At 61.8% G+C, this 24,069-nt stretch carries 26 protein-coding genes and 1 tRNA gene; 10 read left to right on the top strand and 17 right to left on the bottom strand.

The genetic code is table 11. The features are described from left to right. Positions 1 to 73 precede the first annotated feature (73 nt). The 8 genes from BQ8794_RS06580 to BQ8794_RS06555 form a co-directional block, all read right to left on the bottom strand. A complete protein-coding gene (locus BQ8794_RS06580; RefSeq protein ID WP_077374548.1) occupies positions 74 to 1,474 on the bottom strand; it encodes an FAD/NAD(P)-binding protein in 1,401 nt (466 codons plus the stop codon). After that, the gene (locus tag BQ8794_RS06575) at positions 1,474 to 1,809 is read right to left on the bottom strand and encodes a BRA0787 family protein (protein WP_077374546.1); all 336 of its coding nucleotides are present in this window, start codon (positions 1,807 to 1,809) and stop codon (positions 1,474 to 1,476) included. The genes BQ8794_RS06580 and BQ8794_RS06575 overlap by 1 nt, the downstream gene beginning before the upstream one ends. 149 nt (positions 1,810 to 1,958) lie before the next feature. After that, the gene (locus tag BQ8794_RS36965; protein WP_280174559.1) at positions 1,959 to 2,087 is read right to left on the bottom strand and encodes a hypothetical protein; all 129 of its coding nucleotides are present in this window, start codon (positions 2,085 to 2,087) and stop codon (positions 1,959 to 1,961) included. Between the two features lie 73 nt (positions 2,088 to 2,160). Continuing rightward, the gene (locus tag BQ8794_RS35525) at positions 2,161 to 2,316 is read right to left on the bottom strand and encodes a hypothetical protein (protein ID WP_167378653.1); all 156 of its coding nucleotides are present in this window, start codon (positions 2,314 to 2,316) and stop codon (positions 2,161 to 2,163) included. A 151-nt stretch (positions 2,317 to 2,467) separates the two neighbouring features. Beyond that, positions 2,468 to 3,373, bottom strand: coding sequence for an ABC transporter permease subunit (locus tag BQ8794_RS06570; protein WP_077374544.1), 906 nt, complete (start codon positions 3,371 to 3,373; stop codon positions 2,468 to 2,470). Beyond that, entirely contained in the window at positions 3,370 to 4,143 is a 774-nt protein-coding gene (locus BQ8794_RS06565) for a taurine ABC transporter ATP-binding protein (RefSeq protein WP_077374542.1), read from the bottom strand. The genes BQ8794_RS06570 and BQ8794_RS06565 overlap by 4 nt, the downstream gene beginning before the upstream one ends. Positions 4,144 to 4,226: 83 nt before the next feature. Further along, on the bottom strand, positions 4,227 to 5,240 hold the full coding sequence (gene tauA, locus BQ8794_RS06560; RefSeq protein WP_077374540.1) for a taurine ABC transporter substrate-binding protein: 1,014 nt from the start codon (positions 5,238 to 5,240) through the stop codon (positions 4,227 to 4,229). A gap of 755 nt (positions 5,241 to 5,995) precedes the next feature. After that, positions 5,996 to 7,489, bottom strand: coding sequence for a winged helix-turn-helix domain-containing tetratricopeptide repeat protein (locus tag BQ8794_RS06555; RefSeq protein WP_077374538.1), 1,494 nt, complete (start codon positions 7,487 to 7,489; stop codon positions 5,996 to 5,998). 141 nt (positions 7,490 to 7,630) lie between these two features. Between BQ8794_RS06555 and BQ8794_RS06550 the strand changes: the two genes are divergently transcribed. Together BQ8794_RS06550 and BQ8794_RS06545 are read left to right on the top strand one after the other, a co-directional pair. Continuing rightward, positions 7,631 to 7,849, top strand: coding sequence for a hypothetical protein (locus BQ8794_RS06550; RefSeq protein WP_077375161.1), 219 nt, complete (start codon positions 7,631 to 7,633; stop codon positions 7,847 to 7,849). Positions 7,850 to 8,186: 337 nt separating this feature from the next. Further along, positions 8,187 to 8,498: an antibiotic biosynthesis monooxygenase gene (locus tag BQ8794_RS06545; protein WP_077374536.1), complete on the top strand. Its 312-nt coding sequence runs from the start codon at positions 8,187 to 8,189 to the stop codon at positions 8,496 to 8,498. A gap of 225 nt (positions 8,499 to 8,723) precedes the next feature. Here the strand turns inward: BQ8794_RS06545 and BQ8794_RS06540 are convergent, their stop codons facing one another. Further along, complete coding sequence (locus BQ8794_RS06540; protein ID WP_077374534.1) at positions 8,724 to 9,494, bottom strand: class I SAM-dependent methyltransferase; 771 nt, start codon at positions 9,492 to 9,494, stop codon at positions 8,724 to 8,726. 108 nt (positions 9,495 to 9,602) lie between these two features. Between BQ8794_RS06540 and BQ8794_RS06535 the strand changes: the two genes are divergently transcribed. Next, positions 9,603 to 11,138, top strand: coding sequence for a winged helix-turn-helix domain-containing tetratricopeptide repeat protein (locus BQ8794_RS06535; RefSeq protein WP_077374532.1), 1,536 nt, complete (start codon positions 9,603 to 9,605; stop codon positions 11,136 to 11,138). Here BQ8794_RS06535 and BQ8794_RS37305 read toward each other — a convergent pair. From BQ8794_RS37305 to BQ8794_RS06520, 3 genes are all read right to left on the bottom strand, one after another. Continuing rightward, positions 11,115 to 11,327: a P-loop NTPase fold protein gene (locus BQ8794_RS37305; protein ID WP_077374531.1), complete on the bottom strand. Its 213-nt coding sequence runs from the start codon at positions 11,325 to 11,327 to the stop codon at positions 11,115 to 11,117. The two genes, BQ8794_RS06535 and BQ8794_RS37305, sit on opposite strands and share 24 nt — an antisense overlap. 176 nt (positions 11,328 to 11,503) lie before the next feature. Then, positions 11,504 to 11,580: transfer RNA gene (locus BQ8794_RS06525), tRNA-Arg, on the bottom strand. A gap of 213 nt (positions 11,581 to 11,793) precedes the next feature. Continuing rightward, positions 11,794 to 13,281 carry an ATP-binding protein gene (locus BQ8794_RS06520; RefSeq protein WP_077375158.1) on the bottom strand — a complete coding sequence of 496 codons (1,488 nt, stop codon included), beginning with the start codon at positions 13,279 to 13,281 and terminating at the stop codon, positions 11,794 to 11,796. Between the two features lie 315 nt (positions 13,282 to 13,596). Here BQ8794_RS06520 and rpmH point away from each other — a divergent pair, with 315 nt between their 5' ends. The 5 genes from rpmH to yihA all read left to right on the top strand — a co-directional run bounded on the left by rpmH (position 13,597) and on the right by yihA (position 17,426). Then, positions 13,597 to 13,731, top strand: a complete 135-nt coding sequence (gene rpmH, locus BQ8794_RS06510; protein ID WP_008833937.1) for a 50S ribosomal protein L34 — start codon at positions 13,597 to 13,599, stop codon at positions 13,729 to 13,731. A 16-nt stretch (positions 13,732 to 13,747) separates the two neighbouring features. Further along, on the top strand, positions 13,748 to 14,101 hold the full coding sequence (gene rnpA, locus BQ8794_RS06505) for a ribonuclease P protein component (protein WP_023801590.1): 354 nt from the start codon (positions 13,748 to 13,750) through the stop codon (positions 14,099 to 14,101). 13 nt (positions 14,102 to 14,114) lie between these two features. Next, positions 14,115 to 15,938 carry a membrane protein insertase YidC gene (gene yidC, locus BQ8794_RS06500; protein WP_077374530.1) on the top strand — a complete coding sequence of 608 codons (1,824 nt, stop codon included), beginning with the start codon at positions 14,115 to 14,117 and terminating at the stop codon, positions 15,936 to 15,938. Positions 15,939 to 16,131: 193 nt separating this feature from the next. Continuing rightward, the gene (locus tag BQ8794_RS06495; RefSeq protein ID WP_077375155.1) at positions 16,132 to 16,770 is read left to right on the top strand and encodes a CatB-related O-acetyltransferase; all 639 of its coding nucleotides are present in this window, start codon (positions 16,132 to 16,134) and stop codon (positions 16,768 to 16,770) included. Next, positions 16,767 to 17,426, top strand: a complete 660-nt coding sequence (yihA, locus tag BQ8794_RS06490; RefSeq protein ID WP_077374529.1) for a ribosome biogenesis GTP-binding protein YihA/YsxC — start codon at positions 16,767 to 16,769, stop codon at positions 17,424 to 17,426. The genes BQ8794_RS06495 and yihA overlap by 4 nt, the downstream gene beginning before the upstream one ends. Here the strand turns inward: yihA and BQ8794_RS06485 are convergent. Then, positions 17,423 to 18,142: a TetR/AcrR family transcriptional regulator gene (locus tag BQ8794_RS06485; RefSeq protein ID WP_077374528.1), complete on the bottom strand. Its 720-nt coding sequence runs from the start codon at positions 18,140 to 18,142 to the stop codon at positions 17,423 to 17,425. The two genes, yihA and BQ8794_RS06485, sit on opposite strands and share 4 nt — an antisense overlap. Positions 18,143 to 18,305: 163 nt before the next feature. On the opposite strand from BQ8794_RS06485, the gene BQ8794_RS06480 reads away from it, so the two are divergent. After that, a complete protein-coding gene (locus BQ8794_RS06480; protein WP_077374527.1) occupies positions 18,306 to 19,487 on the top strand; it encodes an HlyD family secretion protein in 1,182 nt (393 codons plus the stop codon). 82 nt (positions 19,488 to 19,569) lie between these two features. Further along, a complete protein-coding gene (locus BQ8794_RS06475; protein WP_425293526.1) occupies positions 19,570 to 21,102 on the top strand; it encodes a DHA2 family efflux MFS transporter permease subunit in 1,533 nt (510 codons plus the stop codon). Positions 21,103 to 21,247: 145 nt separating this feature from the next. Here the strand turns inward: BQ8794_RS06475 and msrB are convergent, their stop codons facing one another. The 4 genes from msrB to BQ8794_RS06455 all read right to left on the bottom strand — a co-directional run bounded on the left by msrB (position 21,248) and on the right by BQ8794_RS06455 (position 23,999). Beyond that, positions 21,248 to 21,748, bottom strand: a complete 501-nt coding sequence (gene msrB / locus BQ8794_RS06470; RefSeq protein WP_077375152.1) for a peptide-methionine (R)-S-oxide reductase MsrB — start codon at positions 21,746 to 21,748, stop codon at positions 21,248 to 21,250. 224 nt (positions 21,749 to 21,972) lie between these two features. Continuing rightward, entirely contained in the window at positions 21,973 to 22,530 is a 558-nt protein-coding gene (locus BQ8794_RS06465; RefSeq protein ID WP_077374525.1) for a fasciclin domain-containing protein, read from the bottom strand. Positions 22,531 to 22,764: 234 nt separating this feature from the next. Continuing rightward, entirely contained in the window at positions 22,765 to 23,463 is a 699-nt protein-coding gene (locus tag BQ8794_RS06460; protein ID WP_077374524.1) for an anti-sigma factor, read from the bottom strand. After that, a complete protein-coding gene (locus tag BQ8794_RS06455; protein ID WP_077374523.1) occupies positions 23,460 to 23,999 on the bottom strand; it encodes a sigma-70 family RNA polymerase sigma factor in 540 nt (179 codons plus the stop codon). Before BQ8794_RS06455 ends, BQ8794_RS06460 begins: the two co-directional genes overlap by 4 nt. Between the last annotated feature and the right edge of the window lie 70 nt (positions 24,000 to 24,069).

The following is a 24,069-nucleotide window of genomic DNA, read 5'->3' as shown; positions in this document are numbered from 1 at the left end:
CGACTGAGAACTGCCGAACACCAACCTGCTGCAGACGACGGCGCCGCCCTTCGACGGTGTTACTTGACGCGTCTCAGGCTCTCCGCATCGAGGCGGGCTGTTTGACCAACAAACCGGCGAGATGCTGGCACTGGATGCGGATGTCGGGAACCGCCTCGATCTCGAGAAAAGTGCCGCGGGTGACTGGTCCCACGGCGTAGATGCGATCGTTGCAAGCGCCGTCTCGACTGATCATGGCGCCATCGGCGGCGACGTCGAGGCCGATTCGAAGCGGATCCGCTCGGGCCACGCCGGCCGCCAGAAGCGACAGGATCAGGGGATTCGCGCTCTTGCCAGGGTCGGCAATGACGCCGGCGCATTCGTAGACGTGTGCAACCCGAATTTCCTCGACGAGCTGGTTGCTTCGACGGCGTATCCTTGCCGCGAAACCGGCGTCGTCGCGTGTCACGTCGAGCACTCGTCCCGCAATTACGCGGAGCTGGCCGCTTGCGATCGCGTTGGAGAGCCGCTCGCCTGCCTCGGGCGCCATTCGATGCCGGTGAACATCCCACCACGCCTTTAGATGCCGAAAGAACTGTCGTCTCGAAGCATCCGGCCAGGCCCGCCAGATCGCCTGATTGTGTGGGCGCAAGCCGTCCACGACGTCACGCCAGCCGCCGCCGCGCGCCTCGGTCGAGCGAACGAGGTCCCGGAACCAGCGGACGAACTCCGGCAGACTTTGGTTGAGCGGTATGTCGGCTCCGTGAACTACGATGGGGCTGGTCTTTTTGTGCACGGCCGGGAGCAGGCCTCTGCGTGAAACGGCGACAATCTCCCCGACATGTCCGCGAAGCAGCAGCGAGAGGCAGGTATCGACCATGCTGAGACCGGTACCGAGGATCAGGACGCGATCGGCCGGTCCGGGCAAGGCGGCTTGCTGCTCGTTCGAGGGTGCAAGCAGCGACCCGCCGCGGTTCGCTGTACGGTCGTGACCTGTGGCCAGGATGCATTGCTGCGCAACGATGCTGGATCCGTTGGCAAGGCGCAGCTCTATATAATCGCTGCGCTGAAACATCTCGACGCATTCCTCATCGACGATCCGCAATCGCGGACCACCCTTCTGCTGAGGCTCGGTCAGCAACTCTCCAAGATATTCGCCATAGAGCTGACGGGGGGCAAAATACGTGGTCGGATCATCGATGGGAATGCTCCGTGCATTCAGCCAGCGCGCGAAATGGTCGGGATCATCGGCAAAGGCGCTCATGTTGGCTGCCCGGACGTTGAGAACGTGCTCCGGGAGGTCGGTCGAATAGGCGAGACCTCGCCCGAGCGAGGCCCGCTTTTCTACGATGGTGACCTCGAGGCCGGCGTTGCCGCTTCGCAGGAGATGCGCCGCCATCAGCACCCCGCTTGCACCGCCGCCGATGATTGCAATCGACCTGGTCGGTACCGTAGGGGCGGCCAAATTCCATTTTCCGCGATAGGCAACCGTCATCACCGCGGGATCTCAACATTGCGAAGACGCTCGACACAAAGTGCCCGCAACACGCGCGCGGCGTCAGCATAGGTCAATTGCTCTTCGCCAGAGGCAAGAAGCCTTTCGGGGACAATCGCGGCGACATCCTCCAGAATGCGAATCGGAAGCAGATCTGAACAGCTTCGCATTCGCCCGAAAACCGAGCTGATGGGGATCGACAGACCTTCGAATTCGACCAGCGGTTCGTCCATGCGATGCTCCCAACCTTCAAAGGCGTCGAGGGCATCCGAAAAGGCCTGATGCAGATAGACCGGTGCGTGGCCTTCGTGCAGTGCGGGAAGCAAGCGTGTCATCAACTCCTCCTGTGATTTGCCAAACAAACGCAAGCGAACTGAAAGATTCACACGCGCCGGACGGAACCGCCCGACAGTCCTGTCCCGATCTTTCCTGACCAGTGGGTGAGGGCGATGCCGGGCGGTCTCGGCGTCGACGTCCATGTTGGTCAGGATGCCTGCGGGACTGCACCTTCGAGCATCAGGCGCTGGCTGCGAGCCTCTTGGCCATTCGACGAAAGATATTGCGGCAGATGCCTGCGGCTTATGGTCGGGACGTGGGTGAACTCGACCGACATGCAATCTCCTCCATCACCTCAGGCTCCATCATGGAGCCGTTCGACTACGCCCCCCGGGCTTGCCAGATACAAATCAGATGACGCCGACGACGGCGAAGGTGAACGCCGGGGAGAACGCGAACGCGAGATAGATGCAAGCCGAACGCAACGCGCCGAGAGGCGGCATTGCACCCACGCGCGGACGGATCGAGACATGGTCCGCAGGCAGCGTCAGCGCGATGTCATGCATCTTGAGTTTCCTGTCTGGGTTTCCTCCGACTCTATTAGTCTAGTAAATTAGTAGACGTTGTCGATTGCTTTTATCGAGCAGCTTTTGGAATGGGTTTGCGCGGCAGGCGGACCGATTAGATTCCCGTTCTCGTAGTGACTCCGTTTGGGGGTCAGTCCCTGCCGGCCCAAGGGACCAGAACGGCTTCGATTCTGCGGATGACGAATTCGAGCAGGAAAGCGACGCCGGCGATGACGAAAATGCCCATGATCACCACGTCGGTGACGAGGAACTGGGCGGCCGACTGGATCATGAAGCCGAGGCCTTGCGTGGCGGCGATGAGTTCGGCGGCGACCAGCGTCGTCCAGCCGGCGCCGAGCGCGATGCGCAGGCCGGTGAGGATCGAAGGCAGCGCGCTCGGCAGCACGACATGGGCGAGCACTTGCCGCCTGGTCGCGCCGAGCGAGCGGGCGGCGTTGATACGCTCGCGGTTCACGCCCTTGACGCCGGCCGCAGTCGAGAGTGCGATTGGCGCAAGCATGGCGATCGCGATCACCAGAACCTTCGACGGCTCACCGATGCCGAACCAGATGATGATGAGCGGCAGATAAGCTAGCGGCGGAATGGGACGCAGGAATTCGAGCAGCGGATCGAAGATGCCGCGGCCGACCGTGCTCATGCCGATCGCGATGCCGACCGGTACGCCTACGATGAGGGAGGCTATCAGCGCAGCGAAGACGCGGGCGAGGCTGACGCCGAGATGTTCGAGCAGCGTCGAATCGACGAAACCCTCGGTGGCGACCGACACGAACTTCGCGGCGACGGCTGCTGGCGAGGGAAGGAAGACCGGTGAGACGATGCCGAGCGCCGCGGTCAGTGCCCAAGCTGCGAGCACGACAATGATGGTCGCGACGCTGATCCAGCGGGCCGACCAGCGTTTGCTGCGGGTAGGCTCGGGAGCGGGCCTGGACCATGGTACCGACAGCGCGTCCGGCCGGTCGTGGTCGGAAAGCTCGGTGTCGAATGGGGCGAGGCGTTCGAGATCTGGCCGCGCCATGGGGCGAAACAGCGCGCTCATGCCGGCTCTCCGTCGAAGATGGCGTCGGCGAGTTCCGCCCGGCCGGCGATAAAGTCTTTGTCCGCCTTGATCGACCGGACCGGCTCGCCAGCGACATAGCGCCGGCCGAAGCCGGTCTCGATGACCCGCACGATGCGGCCCGGATCCGGCGCCATGACGGCCACGCGCGTACCGAGCAGCAGCGCCTCCTCGATGCCGTGCGTCACCATAAGCACGCCGACGTTTGCGCCGGCCCATATGTCGAGGAGCAGCGTCTGCATGCGCTCGCGCGTCAGCGCGTCGAGGGCGCCGAGCGGCTCGTCCATCAAGAGGAAGTCCGGATCGGCGGCGAGCGCGCGGGCAAGTCCCACGCGCTGACGCATGCCGCCGGAAAGTTCCCATACCGCCTTGCCACCGGCTTTCGGGAGCCGAACGCGCTCAAGCAGTTCGTCCGCGCGCCGGTCGCGCTCGGCCTTCGGCACACCGCGCATCCTCAGCGCGAAGGAGACATTGTCGCGGGCCGACAGCCAGGGGAACAGCGCATCGTTCTGGAAGACCACGGCACGGTCGGCGCCCGGCGTCGTGATCGACCGGCCGTCTATGCCGGCCGTGCCGGACGACGGGGTGATGAATCCTGCGGCGACGTTAAGTAGCGAGGTCTTGCCACAGCCGGACCGGCCGGTAAGCACGACGAAATCGCCCGTGTCGAGCGTCAGGCTGGTGCTGCCGATTGCCGGCCGCGGCTCGCCGTCATAGCGTATGGTGACTTGGTTCAGCGAAAGCGTCGGCATGGTCGGCCCTCAAAGGTTTGCCCGCCCCGTCGCCAGAGGAATGAACGACGGGACGGGCGCTAGCGCGCTTGGGAGGATGCGCGTCAGTTGGAGGCGGCTGCCTCGGACACGTATTTCGCGGAAACATACTTGCCGTAGTCCGGCAGCACGGCGTCGATCTTGCCCTGCTCCCTGAGGAACTCCGACGTCGCGGTCACGGCCTGGACCGTCGCGCCGCCGAGGAATTTGTCGGACGCCTGGTCGGCGAGCGACGGGAACACGTAGCCCTTGAGCAGCAGCGGAACGTCTTCGACCTTCGCGCCGGTCAGCTTCGCGATCTTGGCCGCCTGCTCGGACGAGGTCGACCAGGCGTCCGGCGCCTTGAGGAAGTCGGCATAGGCGTCGCCGGTTACCTTGACGAAGCCGGTCACGGTGGCCGGATTCTGCTCAGCGAAATCGGTGCGCACGATCCAGGCGTCGAAGGTCGGCGCGCCCCATTCCGCAACCTTGGCGGAATCGACGATGATCTCGCCCGAGGTGCGGATCTGGCCGAGCGCCGGATCCCAGACATAGGCGGCGTCGATATCGCCACGTTCCCAGGCGGCGGCGATCTCCGGCGGCCTGAGGTTGAGGATCTCGACGGTCTTCGGATCGACGCCTTCGTGCTTCAGCGCCGCAAGGAGCGAATAGTGCGTGGTGGATACGAACGGCACGGCGACCTTCTTGCCGGCGAGGTCCGCGATCTTGGTAATGCCCGACCCGTTGCGGGCGACAAGCGCCTCGGATTCGCCGATCAGACCGACGACGAAGATCGTCTCGATCGGCAACTCGCGGCTGGCGGCGGCGGCAAGCGGGCTCGAGCCGACATAGCCGATGTCGATAGCGCCCGACGCGATCGCCGCGACGACATCGGCGCCAGAATCGAATTTGCGCCAATCGATGGTTGCGCCGAGCGCCTTTTCATAGAGGCCGTCGGCCTGCGATACCTTGGAAGGTTCGACGACCGTCTGATAGCCGATGGTGAGCTTGAGATCCTCTGCGAGGGCGGAGCCGAAGGCCAGCGCCCCGGCGACCGTCGTTGAGGAGATGAGTAGAAGTCGTCTGGAAAATGTACGCACGGGGTGCTCCCTTCTTGGTCACCGAAAATTTCCTGCGTATTCATCCTTCCCCTAATTCTACTTATTTTGTAGACTTAAACGTTCCATCTTTTTGCGCATTCGGAGAAAATCCGATGGTGCTGACGGTGCGATTCGCCTCGTTCGTGCTGCCGTAAGAATCGGGTTTACCATTTTCGGCGATCGGACCCCTAGCCTCGCGGCACAAGTGGGCCGGCTCGTCTTTCGTAGGCTAAGGGCTAAGAGATGTCGGCGCAGTAGTCGATATCGAAGCGGTCGAACATCGACGTGACGGTGGTGCAGCCAGCCGACGCCTATCCGGCGCAGCTTCAGGCCAACGCAATCCGCTGTGAAGAAGAAATGCCCTCGACGGATTGGTCGGCTTCACCGCCACAGCCGAAATCAGAGCGTCGGTTCTCGGTGGCAACGGGTCGTTTTTTCTGCTGGTGATGGCGGCGGGCTCCATCGTTGCACTTTCATCAGAGGCTGCTGCTCCGCATTCGGGCGCGACACCCCACCTTCGGTGCAATGCGCTTCCGCAGACTAAATCGCGGACTAAATTCTCTCTCTAGTCTGCGGTGCCCTGCTACGTCCTTGAAATTATGGCGCGCCGGACGAGATGAAACTGGGCACCGCTATGTCATTGCTGCGCCTATTGATTTCTGAATCACCGCCGCTTTGAGCCAAGAGCGGATGTCGCTGCGTTTATGCTCCCACGGTCGATGGGTGCCTATAGCTCATGGTGGCCCGCGAAAAGCCTATTCTTGCCTGTCAACGCGCTGCAGGATCGCGCGATAGCGGCTGCACACGGCTGGATCCACATAGAAGTCCACTTCCGCATCAACGATCTCGTCAAGGCGTAGTCCGGGATAATGTGCCTTGACTTTTGCTAGGACGTCTTGCGCTTGCTTGATTTCGCCGAGTTCGGAATGGCAGACGGCAAGACGAACGAGCGACCACCGCGGTACGGTCGCCATTTTCGCGTAGCAGGCCGTTGCCTCGCGATATCGTCCAGCCGTGGTCAGTATGATGCCGCGAAAGTCTTCATACCATCCCACAGCGTATGGGTCGCGGCGCTGGGCTTCGGTTATTTCAACAAGCGCCTCATCTGGCCTGTCCGTGTAATTGAGGAAAAGCGCACGGATACTAAGAATGAACGGATCGTTCGGATTGAGCGCAACCGCACGGTCAAGACTGATTTCAGCCTGCCTGAATTGGCGCAGGTACAAGAGAGCAAAGCCGGTGGCGAGATGGCCGTACGCCTCGTCGGGGTCAAGCTGCAGTGCAGTTCTTGCGATCTTCAGTCCGGAGTGCAAAAGGTCGGGATTGTAGTAGACCCAGAAGAATTTGAGGGTCTCTACAAAGCTGAGCAAGGCGTGGGCAGCAGCAAACCGCGGATCGAGCTTTACCGCCTGGCGCAGAAAGGGTTCAGCTTCGCGCACCGTGTCATAGTCATAGGTGGCTGCCAGTTGCAGCGCCCGCAGGTAAAAGTCATAGGCCGACATGTTGTCGGTCGGCCTGGCCCTGGCACGCGACGCAATCGCGGTTCTGGCCTGCCGGGCCAGACGCGCCGCAATCATCTGGGTGATTTCGTCCTGGATCGCGAAAATGTCGTCGAGTTCCCGGTCGTAGTGTTCGCCCCAGATATGAGCCATTGAGGACGCATCGATTAGCTGCACGGCGATCCGCACCCGGTTGCCGATCTTCCGCACGCTGCCTTCGACGACGTACTGGACGCCAAGCCTCTTTGCCACCTCGGCTAGGTCATTCGCCTTGCCGCGGAACTGGAAGGAGGAGTTCCGCGCAATGACCAGAAACTCCTTGAACTTGCCAAGCTCAGCGATGATGTCTTCGGTAGTCCCGTCGCTAAAATAGTCTTGCTCCGGGTCGCCGCTCATGTTGTCGAAGGGAAGTATGACGATGGACGGTCTGGACGGCGCCGTAGCCTCGGCCGTAGCCGCGAAGGGCTTGGGACCAGCATATTTATAGCCGCGACCATGCACGGTCACGATCATCTCGGCAGACAGCAGCTTTCGGAGCGCCGAAATGTGGACCTGCAGCGTGTTCTCCTCCACCACCAGGCCGGGCCAGACCGCATCGAAAAGTTCGGTCTTGCCGATCACGTCATCCGGCCTCTCGAGCAACATGGCGAGGATGTCGAAGGAACGAGCCGAAAGCTCCACCGGCCCTTTCGGCCCCAGCAGCAGCCGTTCGGCTCGTTTCAAACGATAGTTTCCAAACTCCAGGTCCATTGGCCAAGAACCCATCCCTCGCCGGCAAGATAATCCAAGATGACCCTGAAGGCGAACTTCAGGGCTGTTCAGGACTCTTCAGGTCCGGGCCAAGGACCTGAGTGGGAAGCGGTGTCACTCTCACCGTCACAGGAGGACACCATGACCGACATCTCCACCAAAGCCCCGACCACCATCCGCGGCCTCAGACTGCCACGGCCAAGCTTTCCTAGGCTCAAATTTGGCGCATCGCTAAGGGAAATATTCAGTTTGTGGAACGATGCGCTCAAACTAGCCTATATGGACCCCTACACCACCCTTCGTCGCCAACCGCGGATCGTGCCGGACGATGATCTCGAAGGCCGGGATCCCACTTGGTGAGCTGCTCAAGACGCTTATCAAGTGGCTCTGGGCGAGCGTTCCAGTCAATGCGGGATATCTGCTCTGGGTAAGAGCGGACGTCGCGCGACACGATTTTGGAATGTGCATCCCAATTGGCGCACCGGAGAGGATGAAACTTGGCACCGCTATGTCATTGTAGGATTTATGTAATTTGGTTTCGCGACTACAGTTCGACGAAATCGCTGGCGATGGCAACGCCAAGGGGAGGTCGTTTGGGCGAAGTCAAAGACGGCTATTTTTGATTGCGCCTGAGATCAAGACGGAGCAACTTGCTCCGAGCCAACGCTTTCAGTTCGATTAGACCGGGGGTGGCGTTATGATTATGCGCGTTTACCGCTGCACCGTGGTTCCTGGCAAAGAGGCGGAGTTCAGGGAATTCGGGTTTACAAAGGGTCATCCGTGGCTGCGCACTCAGCCGGGTTTGGTGGCTTTTTATGCCGGAAGGCCATTGCCCGGCAGCGATGATCGGAGCCGCTGTATGGTTCAGATTTGGGAAAATCTAACCGCCATCCAAACCGCCTTCGGCGAAGATTGGCGCAACCCGCGTAAACTACCCGAAGAGGCGCGCCTGTTTATCGAGTCAGCAAGTGTCGAACATTATGACATTGCGGACGAGTTCAGGTCCTAAGCGGAAGAATTGGCGCACCGTTCAGGTTAAAACTGGGCACCGCTATGTCATTGTAGGAGCTCTATAATTTGCACGCTGCGCCATTGTTCGACCGGACTAGCGCCGAAATCTTGGGCTCTACGGTCAAAGGTCATGGCCAGTCGTGGCGCGGCCCGAAGGCCGCTGCCTCAATTCCACCGGTTATGCCGGCGTCTATCGATGACATAGCAGGCCGGTCATCGACCCCTAGTTCCTGTACTGAAAGACCCGCCCGATACGGTTCGGCATTGTGAACACTTGTTCGGCACGGGCAAAGCCCGCGTCGCGGCCGATCGCCTCCCAAGTTTCGGCGCTCTCAGGAAAGTCTGCCATTTCCATATGGCGTTGCATGCTGGCGAATTCCTCGTCGGAGATCGCCGCCCAATCCGCTCGAAAGGTGGAGAATCGTCTTAGCCAGCCAAGCCGGTCCTCCTGATCCAGCAATGTGGGCTCCCACAGAAGGAACAGTCCGTCCGGCTTCATCACGCGGTGTATGCGCCGCATCATCGATATCTTGCCGTCCAACTTCAAATGGTGCAGCGACATGCCTATCCATACGATATCGACCGGATCGGTCCAGCATGCCATGGCCTCGCTGAAGTCACGGCAGTGCAGTTCGACAGGACAAGGCAAGGACTTCAGCTCTTCTTTCGCGATGTCCAGTGACGCTGCCGATAGGTCGATCCCATGATAATGCTCGATCGAGCAATCCCGAAGCGCGGCTTCCGATGCGCTCGCATCGCCACAGGCAATGTCGAGGAAGCTGAACGGCCGCGGCATCTCCTTGCGCAAGAGGTTTTGTAGAAGGCTGTACACCTCACGATGAAACATCAGGTTTGCTCCCACAATCTTCCGGTAGGTAGCGAGCTGCGCATTGAACATTGCCTGTTCATCGGTCGCGCGAAGTGCACCCCCGAGATCGCAGGTCTTAGCCCTGTAAGTGGCGCCGTTCGGTAAGTCATGGATGGTCGTGCACATGGCGGATCCTTGCGCTTTCAGATATGGCAATGATCAATCCGAAGCCCTGCGCAAGTCTCGAAGAGGGCCTGAAAAGTTCCGAAAAACTCCGAAGCCGCCCAGCAACACATGGTTACGCCGCAATTCAAATTTGGAGAGTTTGTGCTCAATGCGAGCACCGGAACCTTTCTTCGGAATGGAGCACCAGTTCCGATTGGATACCGCGTCCTGCTTCTTCTCACCAAGCTGTTGGAACGCGCCGGCGAAGTGGTCGGCAAAGCCGAACTGATGGATGCTGCTTGGCCGGGCATGGCCGTCGAAGAAAGCAACCTCTCCGTCCAGATGGCCTCCCTGAGGCGGCTACTTGGGACAACTGCGGGCGGTGTCGACTGGATAGCCACGGTTCCTCGCCTCGGCTATCGCTTTGTGGGGCCTGTCGAGACAGTTGGTCCGACCGACATTGCGCCCAACCGGGAACCGGGCCCGTCGATATGCGTGTTGCCATTTGCCAATCTCAGCGAAGACGCCGAGCAGCAATTTTTCGCGGACGGGTTGGCGGAAGATCTGATTATGCGTCTTGGGCGATTGCGGTGGCTCTTCGTGTCGGCGCGCAACTCGTCGTTTGGCTATCGAGGCAAGACAATCGACGTGAAGCAAATCGGGCGCGAACTCGGCGTGAGATATGTCCTCAATGGAAGCGTTCGCCGCTCGGGCGAGCGTCTGCGCATTGGCGCCGAGGTGAGCGACACGCTGAGCGGGCATCAGGTCTGGTCCGAACACTACGATGTCGAGCGGTCAGACTTTCTGACTGTTCAGGATCGGATTTGCGACAGCGTCATCGGAGCGATCGAGCCCAAGCTCTTCGCAGCCGAACATCAACGCTTTCGCGCCAGTCCGCCGGGAAACCTGGACGCCTGGGGATTTGTCATGAGGGCTATGCCGCATGTCTGGACCTGGTGGCCAGCGGCGGACATCGACGCTGCCGAGGCGCTGCTTCGCCAGGCGACGGCGCTCGACCCGAACTATCCGCGCGCAAATTGTCTGCTCGCCTGTATGCGCGCTGCGCGAGGGCTGCTCGGCATTGCAGATTCCGGGATCGAGCTTGCTGCCGCCCACGAGCTTGCCGAACAGGCGATCCAGCACGACCCCGAAGACCCCTGGACACATTTCGCGGCTGGATTCTGCTACATGGTCTCGCGGCGCTTCGACGAAGCAGTCGGTGCGTTGAGTGAAGCCATAAGCATAAATCCAAGCTTGGCCATCGCTCATATGATACTGGGCTCCACCTATGGCTATGGCGGCTTTCCGAAGGATGGATTCCACCACCTGGCCATTGCCGAGCGACTAAGCCCACGCGACTTCACGCAGGCGGCCAATTTGTCGATCAGAGGCATGTGTCACTTCGTTTCCGGCGACTTCCTCAAGTCGGTCGAACTCGAAACACGCGCGGTGAAGCTGCGTCCGCATTTCGGCACGGCGTGGCGCACCCTCGCCGCGGCCGCTGGCATCGCCGGCGATCACGTGACTGCGGGCAATGCGCTGGAGCGAGCTATTCGCCTGCAGCCGCTTCTCTCTGCAGATTGGATTGAGAGGTGCTATCCGATGGTGCGTTCGGAGCATCGCCGCTTGTATCTAAAAGGACTACGCTTGGCCGGGCTCACTTGACACCGGACAGACGACACTACTCTTGCCCGATCCCCACGGTCCGTTGAGCGCAATGGTCGCTCCTACCGGCTTGTGCATACGCGTGATGCTTTTAGCGATGGATTCGGCGAAGCCGGTTACGCCGTACCGGTCGTCGTCGGCCGCTTCGATCGGGCTGTCATTGAAATAGCTTCGCTTTGAATCGCTCATAAGGCTCACGGGATTTGGATAGGTTCTGGAGGGCGAACAAATGTAGCACAAACAAAGTGCAAGGCTATCGGCGTTCGATACCATCTACCGGCCAATCTACCACGCCCGCCTCAAGCAGCGTGAAATGACCAATCCGTGACCAAGACCGGAACGATCATCGCATGATAAACTGGGATTGGCGCGCCCGAAGAGATTCGAACTCCTGACCCCCAGATTCGTAGTCTGGTGCTCTATCCAGCTGAGCTACGGGCGCGCAACAGGCCATGCTTGCATGGCCCCGCGTTCCGATCCTTGACGACCGGCCGCGATGTGAGGTGTTCCCTAGCGACTGCATTTCCGAAAAGCAAGCCGATCCGGCAAAAGTTTTGTTGTTCGTGCCTTTGTGAGGATCAGAGGGGAGTGGATCAGAGGGGAGAGGATCAGAGGGAGAGAGGATCAGACCGGGCGAGGATCGGGCCGGCGAGGATCAGGCGGGACGTCGCAGGCCGTTGCGGGCCTGGTCGAGCCGGACCGGCTGGTCGGGAATGCTGACCGCGAATGTGGTGCGGCCGCCTCTGCTTTCGACGAGCTCCACCGTGCCGCCATGGGCGCGGATCAGTTCATAGGCGATGGCCAGGCCGAGGCCGGTGCCACCGCTGCGGGCCGAGCCGCGGAACGCCGCGAACAGGTTCTCGCGCGCCTTCGGCGGCAGGCCGGGGCCGGTGTCGGTGACGGTGATGCGGCTGACGCTGCCGACGCGCTCGGCCGACACCTCCAGCCGGCGCACCACCGCGCTTTCCGCGTCTGCCGCCATCGCCTGGACGGCGTTGCGGCAAAGATTGGTGAGCACGCGAAAAAGCTGATCGGAATCGGCATCGACCTCGAAAGCCAGATCGACGGCATTGACGAATTCTATGCCGCCTTCGGTGTCGAGCAGGCCGTGGACGTCGTCCACCAGCTGGCGCAGCCTGAGCCTGCGGCGCGAGGGCGGCGGCTCCTGGGTGCGGCCATAGGCGAGCACACCTTCCGAATAGGACACGGCACGATCGAGCGCGCGCAGCAGTTTTGGCGCGAAGGCCTGAACGGTCGGGTCCTTGACCTGGCGCAGACGGTCCGACATCAGCTGCGCCGACGCCAGGATATTGCGCATGTCATGGTTGATCTTCGACACGGCAAGGCCAAGGTCGGCGAGATGCTTCTGCTCGGAGAGCATCTTTTGCAGCCGCTCCTGCATCTGCGAGAGCTCGCGCTCCGCAACGCCGATTTCGTCGGCGCGGGCAGCAGGGCGGATGATCCGCCCGGGGTCGTCGGGAGCCTCGGAGAAGGCCAGCATCGAGCGCGTCATCGTCCGGATCGGGCCGATCATGATCAGGTCTATGGCGGCATAGACCAGCATGGCGGTGAACAGCGAGATCAGCAGCGAGACGAAGGCGACGTTGCGCGAATAGATGAGCATGGCATTGCGCAGGCTGTAGTCGGGCATGATCAGCTCGAATTCCTTGTCGCTGTCGCCGACCGGCCCGAAAACCCGCAGCATCCGCTCGCCGCCGAACGACAGCGTGTCCAGGGCGCCGGTCATGCCCTCGATCAGGCCGACATTGGCAATGTCGATATGTTCATCGACGTGCGGCGGCATCTCAGCCACCACCAGAAGCCGCGAGACACCGCCGTCGCGCACGGCGATCGCCTTGGCGCCGATCGCCATCAGCACGTCGTTCTGGGCGGCGCGCGACAGCGAGGCGGGCTCTCCCTGCACCAGCACGATCGAGACGGCCGCGGCGGTGCTCAGCCTCTCTTTCAGCCAGCTCAGCCGGTAGCTGGCGATCCAGGGCAGAAAGATGAGGACCTCGGCCAGGAGCACGAAGACGATGGTGAGCAGCAGGAGCTTTGTCGACAATCCACGCGACAACGGCACCCTGCGGGCGGCTGCGGTCGCCCGATCGGTGCTTTCGTCCGCGGAGGGGATTTCACTCATGCTGCTTTTCTTCACGATCACTTGATCGGCCAAGATTAGGCCATTGCGGCTTTTTTGCCAATTTCATCCTTCGTCCCAATACGCGATAAGACCGCCCAGACCTCGGCCATCACGCCAGCCGTTGGCCCGAGGCGCCGGAATGTCGAGGCCGGATGTCGGGCCGGATTGACTTCCAAAACCCTTCTTTCTATAAGCCCGCTCACGCTCGGGCCATTCGTCCCGGCGCGGTTTCGATCGCGCCAAAGCCGGCCGGGCAAAGCTCCTGTTACAGAGTGACAGAATCAAGAAGGGCCGCACCCCGCGGTATTAAAACAAATGAAGCGTACCTACCAACCGTCCAAACTCGTCCGCAAACGCCGGCACGGTTTTCGTGCCCGCATGGCCACCAAGGGTGGTCGTGGCGTCGTCGCAGCCCGCCGCAACCGCGGCCGCAAGCGGCTCAGCGCCTGAACGGAAGACGAGATCGTTGCCCGCAACCGGCAAGCCAGTGGGAGCACATCCCAAGCGGCTTCTGAAGCGCGCGGAATTCCTGGCCGTCCGGCGTGGCGAAAAGCGTCGCGGGCGGCTTTTTCTCGTCGAGGTTCTCGACCGCAGCGACGCAGAGGCGCCTCGTGTCGGCTACACGGTCACCAAGAAGGTCGGCAACGCAGTCGTCCGCAACCGCATCCGGCGGCGGCTGAGAGAAGCCGTGCGCACGCATGCCGCGGGTGACATGAAGCCAGGCAATGATTATGTCATCGTCGGGCGCGAAGATGTGCTTGCCATTCCGTTCGGTCAGTTGAAGGCCGAACTCTCACGCCGACTGCGCGGAACACGATAGGCCAAGGCTTTCGATGGAAAACAACCGGAACTTCTTCATCACCATCGCGCTGTCGGTGTTGATCCTGTCGCTTTGGCAGTATTTTTACGTGCTGCCGCACAGCGAGGCGCAACGCGAGGCGGCCCGTATCGAAGAGCAGCGGATCGCGGAGCAGAAGAAGGCGACCGAAGCCGCCAGTCCCGGCGGCAGCGAAACGCCGGTGCCGCAGCAAGGCGCCATTCCCAATGCACCCAACGCACCGGGAACCGACGGCACGACGCTGGCCAGCCGCGAGCAGGCGCTGGCGTCGACGAAGCGCGTCAGGATCGACACGCCGAGCCTGGAGGGCTCGATCAATCTCACCGGCGCCCGTCTCGACGACCTCAAGCTCAAGCACTACAGGCTGACGGTCGACAAGAACTCGCCCGAGATCGAGTTGCTCAACCCGGCGGCGCTGCCCACTGGCTACTATGCCGAGATCGGCTTTGTCGGCAGCGACAAGACCGGCACGGTGCCGGGCCCGGAAACAGTGTGGACCGTCGACGGCAATGCGACGCTGACGCCGGCGACCCCGGTCACGCTGAGCTTCACCAACGACAAGGGCCTGACCTTCAAGCGCACCTTCTCCGTCGACGGCGACTACATGTTCACGGTCTCGGACACGGTGGAGAATTCGGGTTCAGCTGCTGTCACCCTGTCGAATTACGGCCGCGTCACGCGTTTCGACAAGCCTGCCGTTGCCAGCATCTATGTGCTGCATGAGGGGCTGATCGGCGTCACCGGCACCGAAGGTTTGCAGGAACACAAATACGCGGCCGTCGAGGAGGACAAGCAGTTTACGCCGGGCAAGTCGACCGATGGCTGGCTGGGCATCACCGACAAATACTGGGCGGTGACGCTGGTGCCGACCGAGAAGCAGCCGTTCCAGCCGCGTTACGCCTATTTCGAGGACGGCCGCCCGCGCTACCAGGCCGACTTCCTCACCGACCCGATCACCGTCGATGCCGGCCAGTCGGCGACAGTCGAGAGCGAAATCTTCGCCGGCGCCAAGGAAGTCGCCAAGGTCAACGCCTATGCCGAAGACCGCAATATCAGGCTGTTCGACCGTTTGATCGACTGGGGATGGTTCATCTGGATCACCAAGCCGATGTTCTATCTGATCGACACGATGTACAAATTCTTCGGCAATTTCGGCTTGGCCATCCTGGCCACCACCGTCGTCGTCAAGGCCGCCTTCTATCCGCTCGCCAACAAGTCCTACGCGTCGATGGCGAACATGAAGAAGGTGCAGCCCAAGATGCTCGAGATCCGCGAGAAATACGCGGACGACAAGATGAAGCAGCAACAGGCGATGATGGAGCTCTACAAGACCGAGAAGATCAATCCGCTCGCCGGCTGCTGGCCGGTGGCGCTGCAGATCCCGGTCTTCTTTGCGCTCTACAAGGTGCTCTACATCACCATCGAGATGCGCCACGCACCGTTCTTCGGCTGGATCCAGGATCTGGCGGCCCCCGATCCGACCTCGATCTTCAACCTGTTCGGCCTCATTCCGATCGCTCTGCCGGACATGTTGATGATCGGCGTCTGGCCGCTGATCATGGGCCTGACCATGTTCCTGCAGATGCGCATGAACCCGACGCCGCCGGACCCGACGCAGGCCATGATCTTCACCTGGATGCCGGTGGTCTTCACGTTCATGATGGCGGGTTTTCCGGCCGGCCTCGTCATCTACTGGGCCTGGAACAATCTGCTTTCGATCATCCAGCAAGGCGTGATCATGAAGCGGCAGGGCGCCAAGATCGAATTGTGGGACAATCTGGTCGCGCTGTTCCGGAAGAAACCGTCGCCGGCGGAATAGAAGGCGCTACCTTCCAGCCGAATCCAGGAAAGCGCGGCGGTAGACGCCGCCGCGACCTATAAGCTGCGCTGTCGTTTCAGGAGCGCTCCCGTCGATGAACAGAACAGGTAAGGATGATCCGCTGCGCACGCCGTCGGTGCTGCCCGGCGGATCGCGCTATTTTGACCTGTTATTTCGTCGATGGAGCCAGACCATGACCGGACCCAACCCCAACATCAAGCACCCGATCCCGATGCATGCCCGCGTCGGCTTCCTGAAGGGGCTGGTCACGGCGCCGAACATCGAGATCGGCGACTTCACCTATTATGACGATCCGAATGGGCCGGACAAATTCGCCGAGCGATGCGTGCTGCATCACTACCCATTCATCGGCGACCGGCTGATCATCGGCAAGTTCTGCGCTATCGCCGAGGGCGCGCGCTTCATCATGAACGGCGCCAATCATGCCATGTCCGGCTTTTCGACCTATCCGTTCAACATCTTCGGTCATGGCTGGGAAGAGGGTTTCGATCCGGCGACCTGGTCGAAGGAATTGCGCGGCGACACAGTGATCGGCAATGATGTATGGATCGGCATGGAAGCGGCGATCCTGCCCGGCGTGGCGATCGGCCATGGCGCTATCGTTGCGGCAAAGTCGGTGGTGACGCATGACGTGCCGCCCTATGCGATCGTCGCCGGCAATGCGGCCAAGGTGCTAAAGATGCGTTTCGACGACAGGACCATCCGGCGGCTTGTGGCGGCGGCGTGGTGGGATTGGCCGGTGGAAAAGATCAGCCGCAACCTCAATGCCATTCGTGGCGCCGATATTTCTGTTCTGGAGGCAGCGGTTTGAACGCGTTGAACAAATCCGTGATCGGCATCGAGCTGTTCACGCGGCCGTGGATCTTCATCCGCGGCGTGCCGGCGATGAAGTTCCTGCCGCCGGAAGGACCTCCGGAGATCGCCTTTGCCGGCCGCTCGAATGTCGGCAAATCGTCGCTGATCAACGCGCTGGTCAATCAGAAGGGACTGGCGCGCACGTCCAATACGCCGGGGCGGACGCAGGAACTCAACTATTTCGTTCCGGGCGGGTTTTCCGGCGAAGGCGCCGACCTGCCGCCGATGGCGCTGGTCGACATGCCGGGCTACGGCTACGCCACCGCGCCCAAGGAAAAGGTCGACGACTGGACGAAACTCGTCTTCGACTATCTCAAGGGCCGCGTCACGCTGAAGCGCGTCTACGTGCTGATCGACGCCCGCCACGGCATCAAGGCCAAGGACGACGAAGTGCTGTCGCTGCTCGACAAGGCGGCGGTGTCCTACCAGATCGTGCTGACCAAGACCGACAAGATCAAGGCGGCCGGCGTGCCGCGATTGATCGAAGAGACACTGCAGAAGATCAAGAAGCGGCCGGCCGCGTTTCCGTTCGTTCTCGCCACGTCCTCGGAAAGGAACGAGGGCCTCGAGGAATTGCGCGCGGCGATCGTGCTGGCGGCCAATGGCGGCTAAGATTTCGCCTCCAGCGCAATCGTCTGGGTGCTTTCTTCCGTAGCAAGCCTTTCGGTGCCGTAAGCCTTCAGGAACATGCCGACGCCCGACCTGACGATGTGGTCGATTTCAGCCTGGCTTGGCGCTTTGGTGCGGTAGGCGAATATGCACTGACGGAAAAGGCCCGCCAGGCACAGTTCGGTGAACTGATAGGCGGCAAGATCGACATCGTCGATCTTGAGCAGGCCGCGCTCGATGGCGGCATTGAGAAAAGCAACGACCTTGTCGTGGCCGCGTTTCGGGCCGCGTTCATAAAAACGCGCGCCAAGTTCTGGCATCCTGTCGGACGCGCCGATTACGGTGCGCTGCGCCTGGACGACCTTGGCCGAAGTGATCTTGAGGGCCAGGACCTTGCCGAACTTCACCAGCGTCTCGCGAAGGTCGTCGGCGCGGTCGAGCATATCGTACATGTTCTTGAAGATCGTGCCGCGTTCTTCCTCGATCAGCGCTTCGAAAAGCTCTTCCTTGTTGGCGAAGTAGACATAGATCGTGCCCTTGGAAACGCCAGCCTCGCGGGTGATGTCGTTCATCGACGCCGCTTCGAAGCCCTTTTCGATGAAGACACGACGCGCACCCTCGATGATCTGGCTGCGCTTGACCGGGTCCTGTCCCGCCGCCGGGCGGCCGCGACGCAGGCCATCCAGCAGATCGCACTGGTCCTTGTCGGCTTCGGTCATAATGTCACACCTCGAAAAATATTCGAACCGACCGGTTCGATCGCCCTTGATATGGGCCCCTCTCCGCGCTAAGTCAATGTTCGCATCGAACCGAACGGTTCAGTCTGACTGATTTTCCAGAGAGATGCCCAGTTTCCAGAGAGAATGCCAAGAGAGATCCCCCATGTCCTCGAACGCCACCCCCACCGCCGAAGTCCGTCCATTCCCCAACGCCAAGGTTGCCCCAGCAATCGAAGCGCCGAACCCACCGACTGAGCCCGCAACGAGTCCTCCGGCGGAGGCACCGGCCAAAAAGAAGCGTTCGGCACGCTCCTTTCTGTTGCCGATTATCGCGCTTGGCTTGCTGGGCGCAGGTGCCTGGTATGGCTACGATTACTGGACCGACGGGCGTTTCATGATCTCAACCGACGACGCCTATGTCCAGGCCGACATGGCGTTCATATCGCCGAAAATTTCCGGCTATGTCGATCAGGTCAAGGTCACCGAGAACCAGCAGGTCAAGGCCGGCGACCCGCTCCTGGTCGTCGACAATGGCGACTACAAAATAGCGGTCGCCCAGGCCGAGGCGCAGATCGCCACCTTGAGCAAGACGCTCGACCGCATCGGCGCCCAGACCGAGGCGGCGCGCGCCTCGCTCGAGCAGGCGCAGGCACAGAAGACCGCCGACCAGGCCGCCGCCGCCAATGCGGCGCGTGTTCAAGCGCGCGCCGCCCAATTGCTCAAGACACATGTCGGCACCCAGGCCCAACTGGATGATGCTCAGACCGCGGTCGAGCAGGCCAATGCCGCCCTTGTCGGCGCCGACGCCCAGATCGCGGCGGCTGAGGCCAATATCGGTGTGCTCCAGGCGCAGCGCGCGGAGACGGCAAGCACGCTGGCGTCGCTGCAGCTTGCCAGGGACAAGGCCGCGCGCGACCTGTCGTTCACCGTGCTGCGCGCGCCCTATGACGGTGTCGTCGGCAACCGCTCGGTCGAGCAGGGCGACCTGATCAGCCCCGGACAGAAGCTCGCCGTCATCGTGCCGATGGACAAGCTCTATATCGTCGCCAATTTCAAGGAGACCCAGCTTGCCCGGCTGGTGCCTGGTGAAAAGGTCAGGATTTCGGTCGACGCGATCGACGGCCAGGATTTCGAAGGCACCGTCTCGTCGCTGGCCCCGGCATCCGGCGCGGTGTTCTCGCTGCTGCCGCCGGAAAACGCCACCGGCAACTTCACCAAAGTCGTGCAGCGCGTCCCGGTTCGCATCGACGTGCCGGCGGATGTGCTGAAGACAGGCAAGCTGCGCGCCGGCCTCAGCGTCGTCGTCGCCGTCGACAGCCGCACCGCACCGGCCGCGTCGCACTGAGCGGCCGCTTGGGAGCAATGCCGTGGCAACCGCAACCTTGACAGCAGGATCGCCGCCGGCGAGGCCGGCTACGCCTGATACCATTTCCACACGCCGCATCATCGCCTTCCTGGCGATGGTGTTCGGCATGTTCATGGCGATCCTCGACATCCAGATCGTTTCGGCCTCGCTGGCCGAGATCCAGGCCGGCTTGAGCGCCAGTTCCGACGAAATTCCGTGGGTGCAGACCGCCTATCTGATCGCCGAAGTCATCATGATCCCGCTGTCCGGTTTTCTCAGCCGGATGCTGTCGACGCGTGTGCTGTTCACCGTCTCTGCGGCCGGCTTCACCGCCGCGAGCGCGCTGGCGGCGACCGCCACCAACATCGACCAGATGATCGTCTACCGCGCCGTTCAGGGCTTCATCGGCGGCGGCATGATACCAAGCGTGTTCGCTGCCGCCTTCACCATCTTTCCGCCGTCGCGCCGTGCCATGGTGTCGCCGATGATCGGCCTGGTGGCGACGCTGGCGCCGACCATCGGCCCGACTGTCGGCGGCTATATCAGCCATGCCATGTCCTGGCACTGGCTGTTCCTGATCAATGTGGTGCCCGGCATCATGGTGACCGCCGCGGCATGGTCGCTGATCGACTTCGACAAGCCCAATCTCGGCCTGTTCCGCAAGTTCGACTGGTGGGGCCTTGCCGGCATGGCGGCGTTCCTCGGCTCGCTGGAATATGTGCTCGAGGAAGGTCCCAACAACGACTGGCTCCAGGACCAGGCCGTGTTCGTCTGCGCCATCCTGATGACGGCCGGCGCGGTGCTGTTTTTCTGGCGCGCCTTCACCGCCGAGGAGCCGATCGTCGACCTGAAAGCCTTCACCAACGTCAACTTCGCTTTCGGCTCGCTGTTCTCCTTCGTCATCGGCATCGGCCTCTACGGCCTGACCTATCTCTATCCGGTGTATCTGGGCCGCATCCGCGGCTACGATTCCCTGATGATCGGCGAGGCGCTGTTCGTCAGCGGCTTGGCGATGTTCGTCACCGCGCCGATTTCCGGCATCCTGTCGCGCAAGATGGATCCGCGGCTGATGATGATGATCGGCTTCTTCGGCTTCGCTGCCGGCACCTGGCGGATGACCTATCTGACCGCCGACTGGGATTTCTGGGAGCTTTTGCTGCCGCAGATCCTGCGCGGCGCCTCGATGATGCTGTGCATGGTGCCGATCAACAACATCGCGCTGGGAACCCTGCCGCCTGACCGGCTTAAGAATGCATCCGGTCTGTTCAACCTCACCCGCAATCTCGGGGGCGCCGTCGGCCTTGCCGTCATCAACACCGTGCTGATCGATCGCAGCGCCTTCCACTACGCACGGCTGGCCGAGCATGTGCAATGGGGCAGCACCGAGGCGCAGACCAGGCTGCAGAGCATGACGCTCGACTTCCAGCAGAATGCCGGCCTCGACGCCTCCAAGGCGGCGATCTCGAAACTGTCCGGCATGGTCCAGCAGCAGGCTTCGCTGCTGTCCTTCATGGACGTGTTCTATCTGTTGACGGCGCTGTTCGCGACGCTGGCGATCTTCACCATGCTCATCCGCAAGCCGGCCGAGCCGGCAGGCGGAGGCGGCGGACACTGATCGCGCAACTTTTGCGCGCCCAAAAGGGACGCGGCGCTCTCATGCATGTCGCGCAAAAGTGCGCAGCGGTTTTGCGATAACGACATGCATAAGACAATAACCTAAAGCGCGTCGCGTGAGGCCGGTCAAACGCGAGCGCTTTAGGTCAGGCCGTGGCCGGCTTGAAAGTCAAGGCGACGCCATTGATGCAATGACGCAGGCCGGTCGGCGGCGGGCCGTCGTCGAAGACATGACCGAGATGACCGCCGCAACGGCGGCAGTGGACCTCGGTTCGGGTCATGCCGAGGGACCTGTCCACGGTCATGCCGACAGCGTTGGGAATCTCCTGCCAGAAGCTCGGCCAGCCGGTGCCGGAATCGAACTTGGTCTCGGAGGAATAGAGCGGCAGGTCGCAGCCGGCGCAGGCGAAGATGCCCTTGCGATGTTCGTTGAGCAGCGGGCTGGTGCCGGGATATTCGGTGCCTTCCTTGCGCAGCACGTTGAAAGCCGCGTCGGACAGGATGGCGCGCCACTCGGCCTCGGTCTTGGTGACTTCGAAGGTTTCGGTCGCGTGTGCGTCCTGCGGCCGGCCGATGCGCAGCGCCGCTGCCGTGCCGGCCAGCAATGCCACAGCAGCACCACTCCAAAGAAAGTCGCGCCGGATCATCACCATTCCTCCTTCTGTCCGTTTGCCAAATTCGACCGTCACATGGAAATCAAAAGCCGGTGACGGCCAGCTCCCGACAACGGCACTCCGCACCTGCCCCACGCCTACAGCGGACGGCGGACGGTGCGGAGTGTACGTCTGTCGATTGCGCGGGTCACGCAAGCGGAAATCCGCGCACTCGGCATGGAGCCTCAGCCATATCTTCGCTGGCGACGACCGCTTCGTTACATCTTCGGCAGGAGAACCTTGTCGATGACGTGGATGACGCCGTTCGACTGCTCGACATCGGCGACGGTCACATTGGCGACATTGCCGTTCTCGTCGGTCGCGGTGACCTTGCCGTTTTCGGCCTTGAGCGTCAGCTCGCAGCCGCCAACCGTCTTGACCTTGTGCGCGCCACCATCGTCCATGGCCATCTTGGCGACGTCGGCGGCCATCGCCTTGGCAGCGATGACGTGGCAGGTCAGGATCTTGACCAGCTTGTCCTTGTTCTCGGGCTTCAGCAATGTATCGACGGTGCCGGCCGGAAGGGCGGCAAAGGCCTCGTTGGTCGGCGCGAACACGGTGAAGGGGCCGGCACTCTGCAGCGTTTCGACGAGACCACCGGCCTTGACGGCCGCGACCAGCGTCGTGTGATCCTTCGAATTGACGGCGTTCTCGACGATGTTTCTGGTGGCATACATGGCGGCGCCGCCGACCATCGGATTCTGGGCGTAGGCGGCGGTGGCGAGCGCGGAGACGGCGACCGTTCCGGCAAGCAAAAGGGTGGCGAATTTACGCATTATTTCTATCTCCTCAGTTTATTTCTTGCCCTCTTTGGGGCGCAAGGAGATACGGGGGATAAATGCCCGAGTTTCGCCGTCCAGGAGAAAATTTTATTTTTTATAACGGCGAGCATGATTTTCAGGGCAGGACTCTTACAGCCTGCATGCTTCCACGTTAAAGCCACCACAGGCGATAGATTTAAAATCTTCTCGAAAAATCGGCCGACAGGGGTGATTAGCAGACAGGGGCGATCAGATGCTCTTCAGATCGCCCGCAGCGATCACAGGGCCGGTCGGCTGGCCGGTCGGCGAACCGCCGGCCGGCTCGAGGCTGACCGCAAGCACGGCGCCTTGCGCAAGTTTTTCCTGCACGGCCGGGGAGATGGTCATACGCGCGGTCTGACCGGCCGGGATGACCCCGATCGAGACCGGCGCACTCTTGCCCTCGATCATCCACAGCTCGAAATCCTTGCCGGCGGCGCGCTCGCCGGAGACATGCGACAGGCCGACCTCGCGACGGGCGGCATCATAGACGGCGAGATAGCTGACGTCGCTGCCATCGGCAGCCAGCGAGGCGATGAGCCGCGGCTGCTCGGCCGGCGGATTGAGGTACGGCACGGCGATATAGATCGCCAACGCCGCGACGGAAGCGGCGGCAAGACCGCGCCAGAAGGCAAGGCTTGACCAGAGGCCGGCGCGAGGCTCTGCGACGAACAGCCGGCGATCCAATGCCTCCTTGACCCTGATCGGCGGCTCTGTCTCCGGATAGGCGTCGGCCATCGGCGAAAGACGCGCCTCCCAGGCATCGACAAGGTGCGCGAAAGCGGCGTCCGCGTCGATGCGGCGTGACGCAATCTCGCGTTCGTCCGCGGCCAGGACGCCAAGAACGTATTCGGCGGCGAACAGGTCGTCGCCCCCGGATTCCGGTCCGTCATCCTGCGCCAGCGTCATCTTTCCAGACACTCTCTGAGCTTCAACAGGCTGCGCCGCAGCCAGGTCCGCATCGTGTTCAGCGGCACGTCATGGCGCGCCGCCAGTTCGGCATAGCTTTCGCCGTCCAGATAAGCGCCACGGACGGCCGCCGCCCGGTCCTTTTCCAATTCGTCGAGACAACGATAGATGCGCCCGGATTCACCGCCCGCAACAGCCGCAGCCTCCGGTCCCGGCGCCGGATCGGCAACGTCGAGCGCGGCGTCGATATAGGCAGCAGGCTCTCGCCGCGCCCTTATCCGGTCGATCGCATGATTGCGCGCAATGGCCACCAGCCAGGAAATCGGGCTTAGATCCGAGACGGCGAAACGATCCGCCTTCGTCCATATCTTGACGAAGACCTCTTGCAGCGCCTCTTCTGCCTCTCCCCGGTCCTTCAATACACGAAGGCAGACGCCGAAAAGTTTCGCGCTGGTCTGCCGGTAGAGCAGATCGAATGCAGCCCGGTCCTTCATCGAAGTCCGGACGATCAGGTTGCTGATGTCCTGCGGCGTCATCGGCTGCCAAATTAAGCAATTGCCCAAATTAGGCAATTGCCCCAAATTATTCCACTGCAATGTATTGCAG

The organism is Mesorhizobium prunaredense (genome assembly GCF_900156895.1).
GTDB lineage: Bacteria > Pseudomonadota > Alphaproteobacteria > Rhizobiales > Rhizobiaceae > Mesorhizobium > Mesorhizobium prunaredense.
The sequence above is the reverse complement of the archived record's forward strand: the minus strand, read 5'-3'. Positions and strand labels throughout refer to the sequence as shown.

What these genes read in the sequence shown, in the direction of transcription:
- BQ8794_RS06580 (WP_077374548.1), bottom strand. Translation starts at nt 1,474, where the DNA reads ATGACGGTTGCCTATCGCGGAAAATGGAATTTGGCCGCCCCTACGGTA.
- BQ8794_RS06575 (WP_077374546.1), bottom strand. Translation starts at nt 1,809, where the DNA reads ATGACACGCTTGCTTCCCGCACTGCACGAAGGCCACGCACCGGTCTAT.
- BQ8794_RS36965 (WP_280174559.1), bottom strand. Translation starts at nt 2,087, where the DNA reads ATGTCGGTCGAGTTCACCCACGTCCCGACCATAAGCCGCAGGCATCTG.
- BQ8794_RS35525 (WP_167378653.1), bottom strand. Translation starts at nt 2,316, where the DNA reads ATGCATGACATCGCGCTGACGCTGCCTGCGGACCATGTCTCGATCCGT.
- BQ8794_RS06570 (WP_077374544.1), bottom strand. Translation starts at nt 3,373, where the DNA reads ATGAGCGCGCTGTTTCGCCCCATGGCGCGGCCAGATCTCGAACGCCTC.
- BQ8794_RS06565 (WP_077374542.1), bottom strand. Translation starts at nt 4,143, where the DNA reads ATGCCGACGCTTTCGCTGAACCAAGTCACCATACGCTATGACGGCGAG.
- BQ8794_RS06555 (WP_077374538.1), bottom strand. Translation starts at nt 7,489, where the DNA reads ATGGACCTGGAGTTTGGAAACTATCGTTTGAAACGAGCCGAACGGCTG.
- BQ8794_RS06550 (WP_077375161.1), top strand. Translation starts at nt 7,631, where the DNA reads ATGACCGACATCTCCACCAAAGCCCCGACCACCATCCGCGGCCTCAGA.
- BQ8794_RS06545 (WP_077374536.1), top strand. Translation starts at nt 8,187, where the DNA reads ATGATTATGCGCGTTTACCGCTGCACCGTGGTTCCTGGCAAAGAGGCG.
- BQ8794_RS06540 (WP_077374534.1), bottom strand. Translation starts at nt 9,494, where the DNA reads ATGTGCACGACCATCCATGACTTACCGAACGGCGCCACTTACAGGGCT.
- BQ8794_RS06535 (WP_077374532.1), top strand. Translation starts at nt 9,603, where the DNA reads ATGGTTACGCCGCAATTCAAATTTGGAGAGTTTGTGCTCAATGCGAGC.
- BQ8794_RS37305 (WP_077374531.1), bottom strand. Translation starts at nt 11,327, where the DNA reads ATGAGCGATTCAAAGCGAAGCTATTTCAATGACAGCCCGATCGAAGCG.
- BQ8794_RS06520 (WP_077375158.1), bottom strand. Translation starts at nt 13,281, where the DNA reads ATGAGTGAAATCCCCTCCGCGGACGAAAGCACCGATCGGGCGACCGCA.
- rpmH (WP_008833937.1), top strand. Translation starts at nt 13,597, where the DNA reads ATGAAGCGTACCTACCAACCGTCCAAACTCGTCCGCAAACGCCGGCAC.
- yidC (WP_077374530.1), top strand. Translation starts at nt 14,115, where the DNA reads ATGGAAAACAACCGGAACTTCTTCATCACCATCGCGCTGTCGGTGTTG.
- BQ8794_RS06495 (WP_077375155.1), top strand. Translation starts at nt 16,132, where the DNA reads ATGACCGGACCCAACCCCAACATCAAGCACCCGATCCCGATGCATGCC.
- BQ8794_RS06485 (WP_077374528.1), bottom strand. Translation starts at nt 18,142, where the DNA reads ATGACCGAAGCCGACAAGGACCAGTGCGATCTGCTGGATGGCCTGCGT.
- BQ8794_RS06480 (WP_077374527.1), top strand. Translation starts at nt 18,306, where the DNA reads ATGTCCTCGAACGCCACCCCCACCGCCGAAGTCCGTCCATTCCCCAAC.
- msrB (WP_077375152.1), bottom strand. Translation starts at nt 21,748, where the DNA reads ATGATCCGGCGCGACTTTCTTTGGAGTGGTGCTGCTGTGGCATTGCTG.
- BQ8794_RS06465 (WP_077374525.1), bottom strand. Translation starts at nt 22,530, where the DNA reads ATGCGTAAATTCGCCACCCTTTTGCTTGCCGGAACGGTCGCCGTCTCC.
- BQ8794_RS06460 (WP_077374524.1), bottom strand. Translation starts at nt 23,463, where the DNA reads ATGACGCTGGCGCAGGATGACGGACCGGAATCCGGGGGCGACGACCTG.
- BQ8794_RS06455 (WP_077374523.1), bottom strand. Translation starts at nt 23,999, where the DNA reads ATGACGCCGCAGGACATCAGCAACCTGATCGTCCGGACTTCGATGAAG.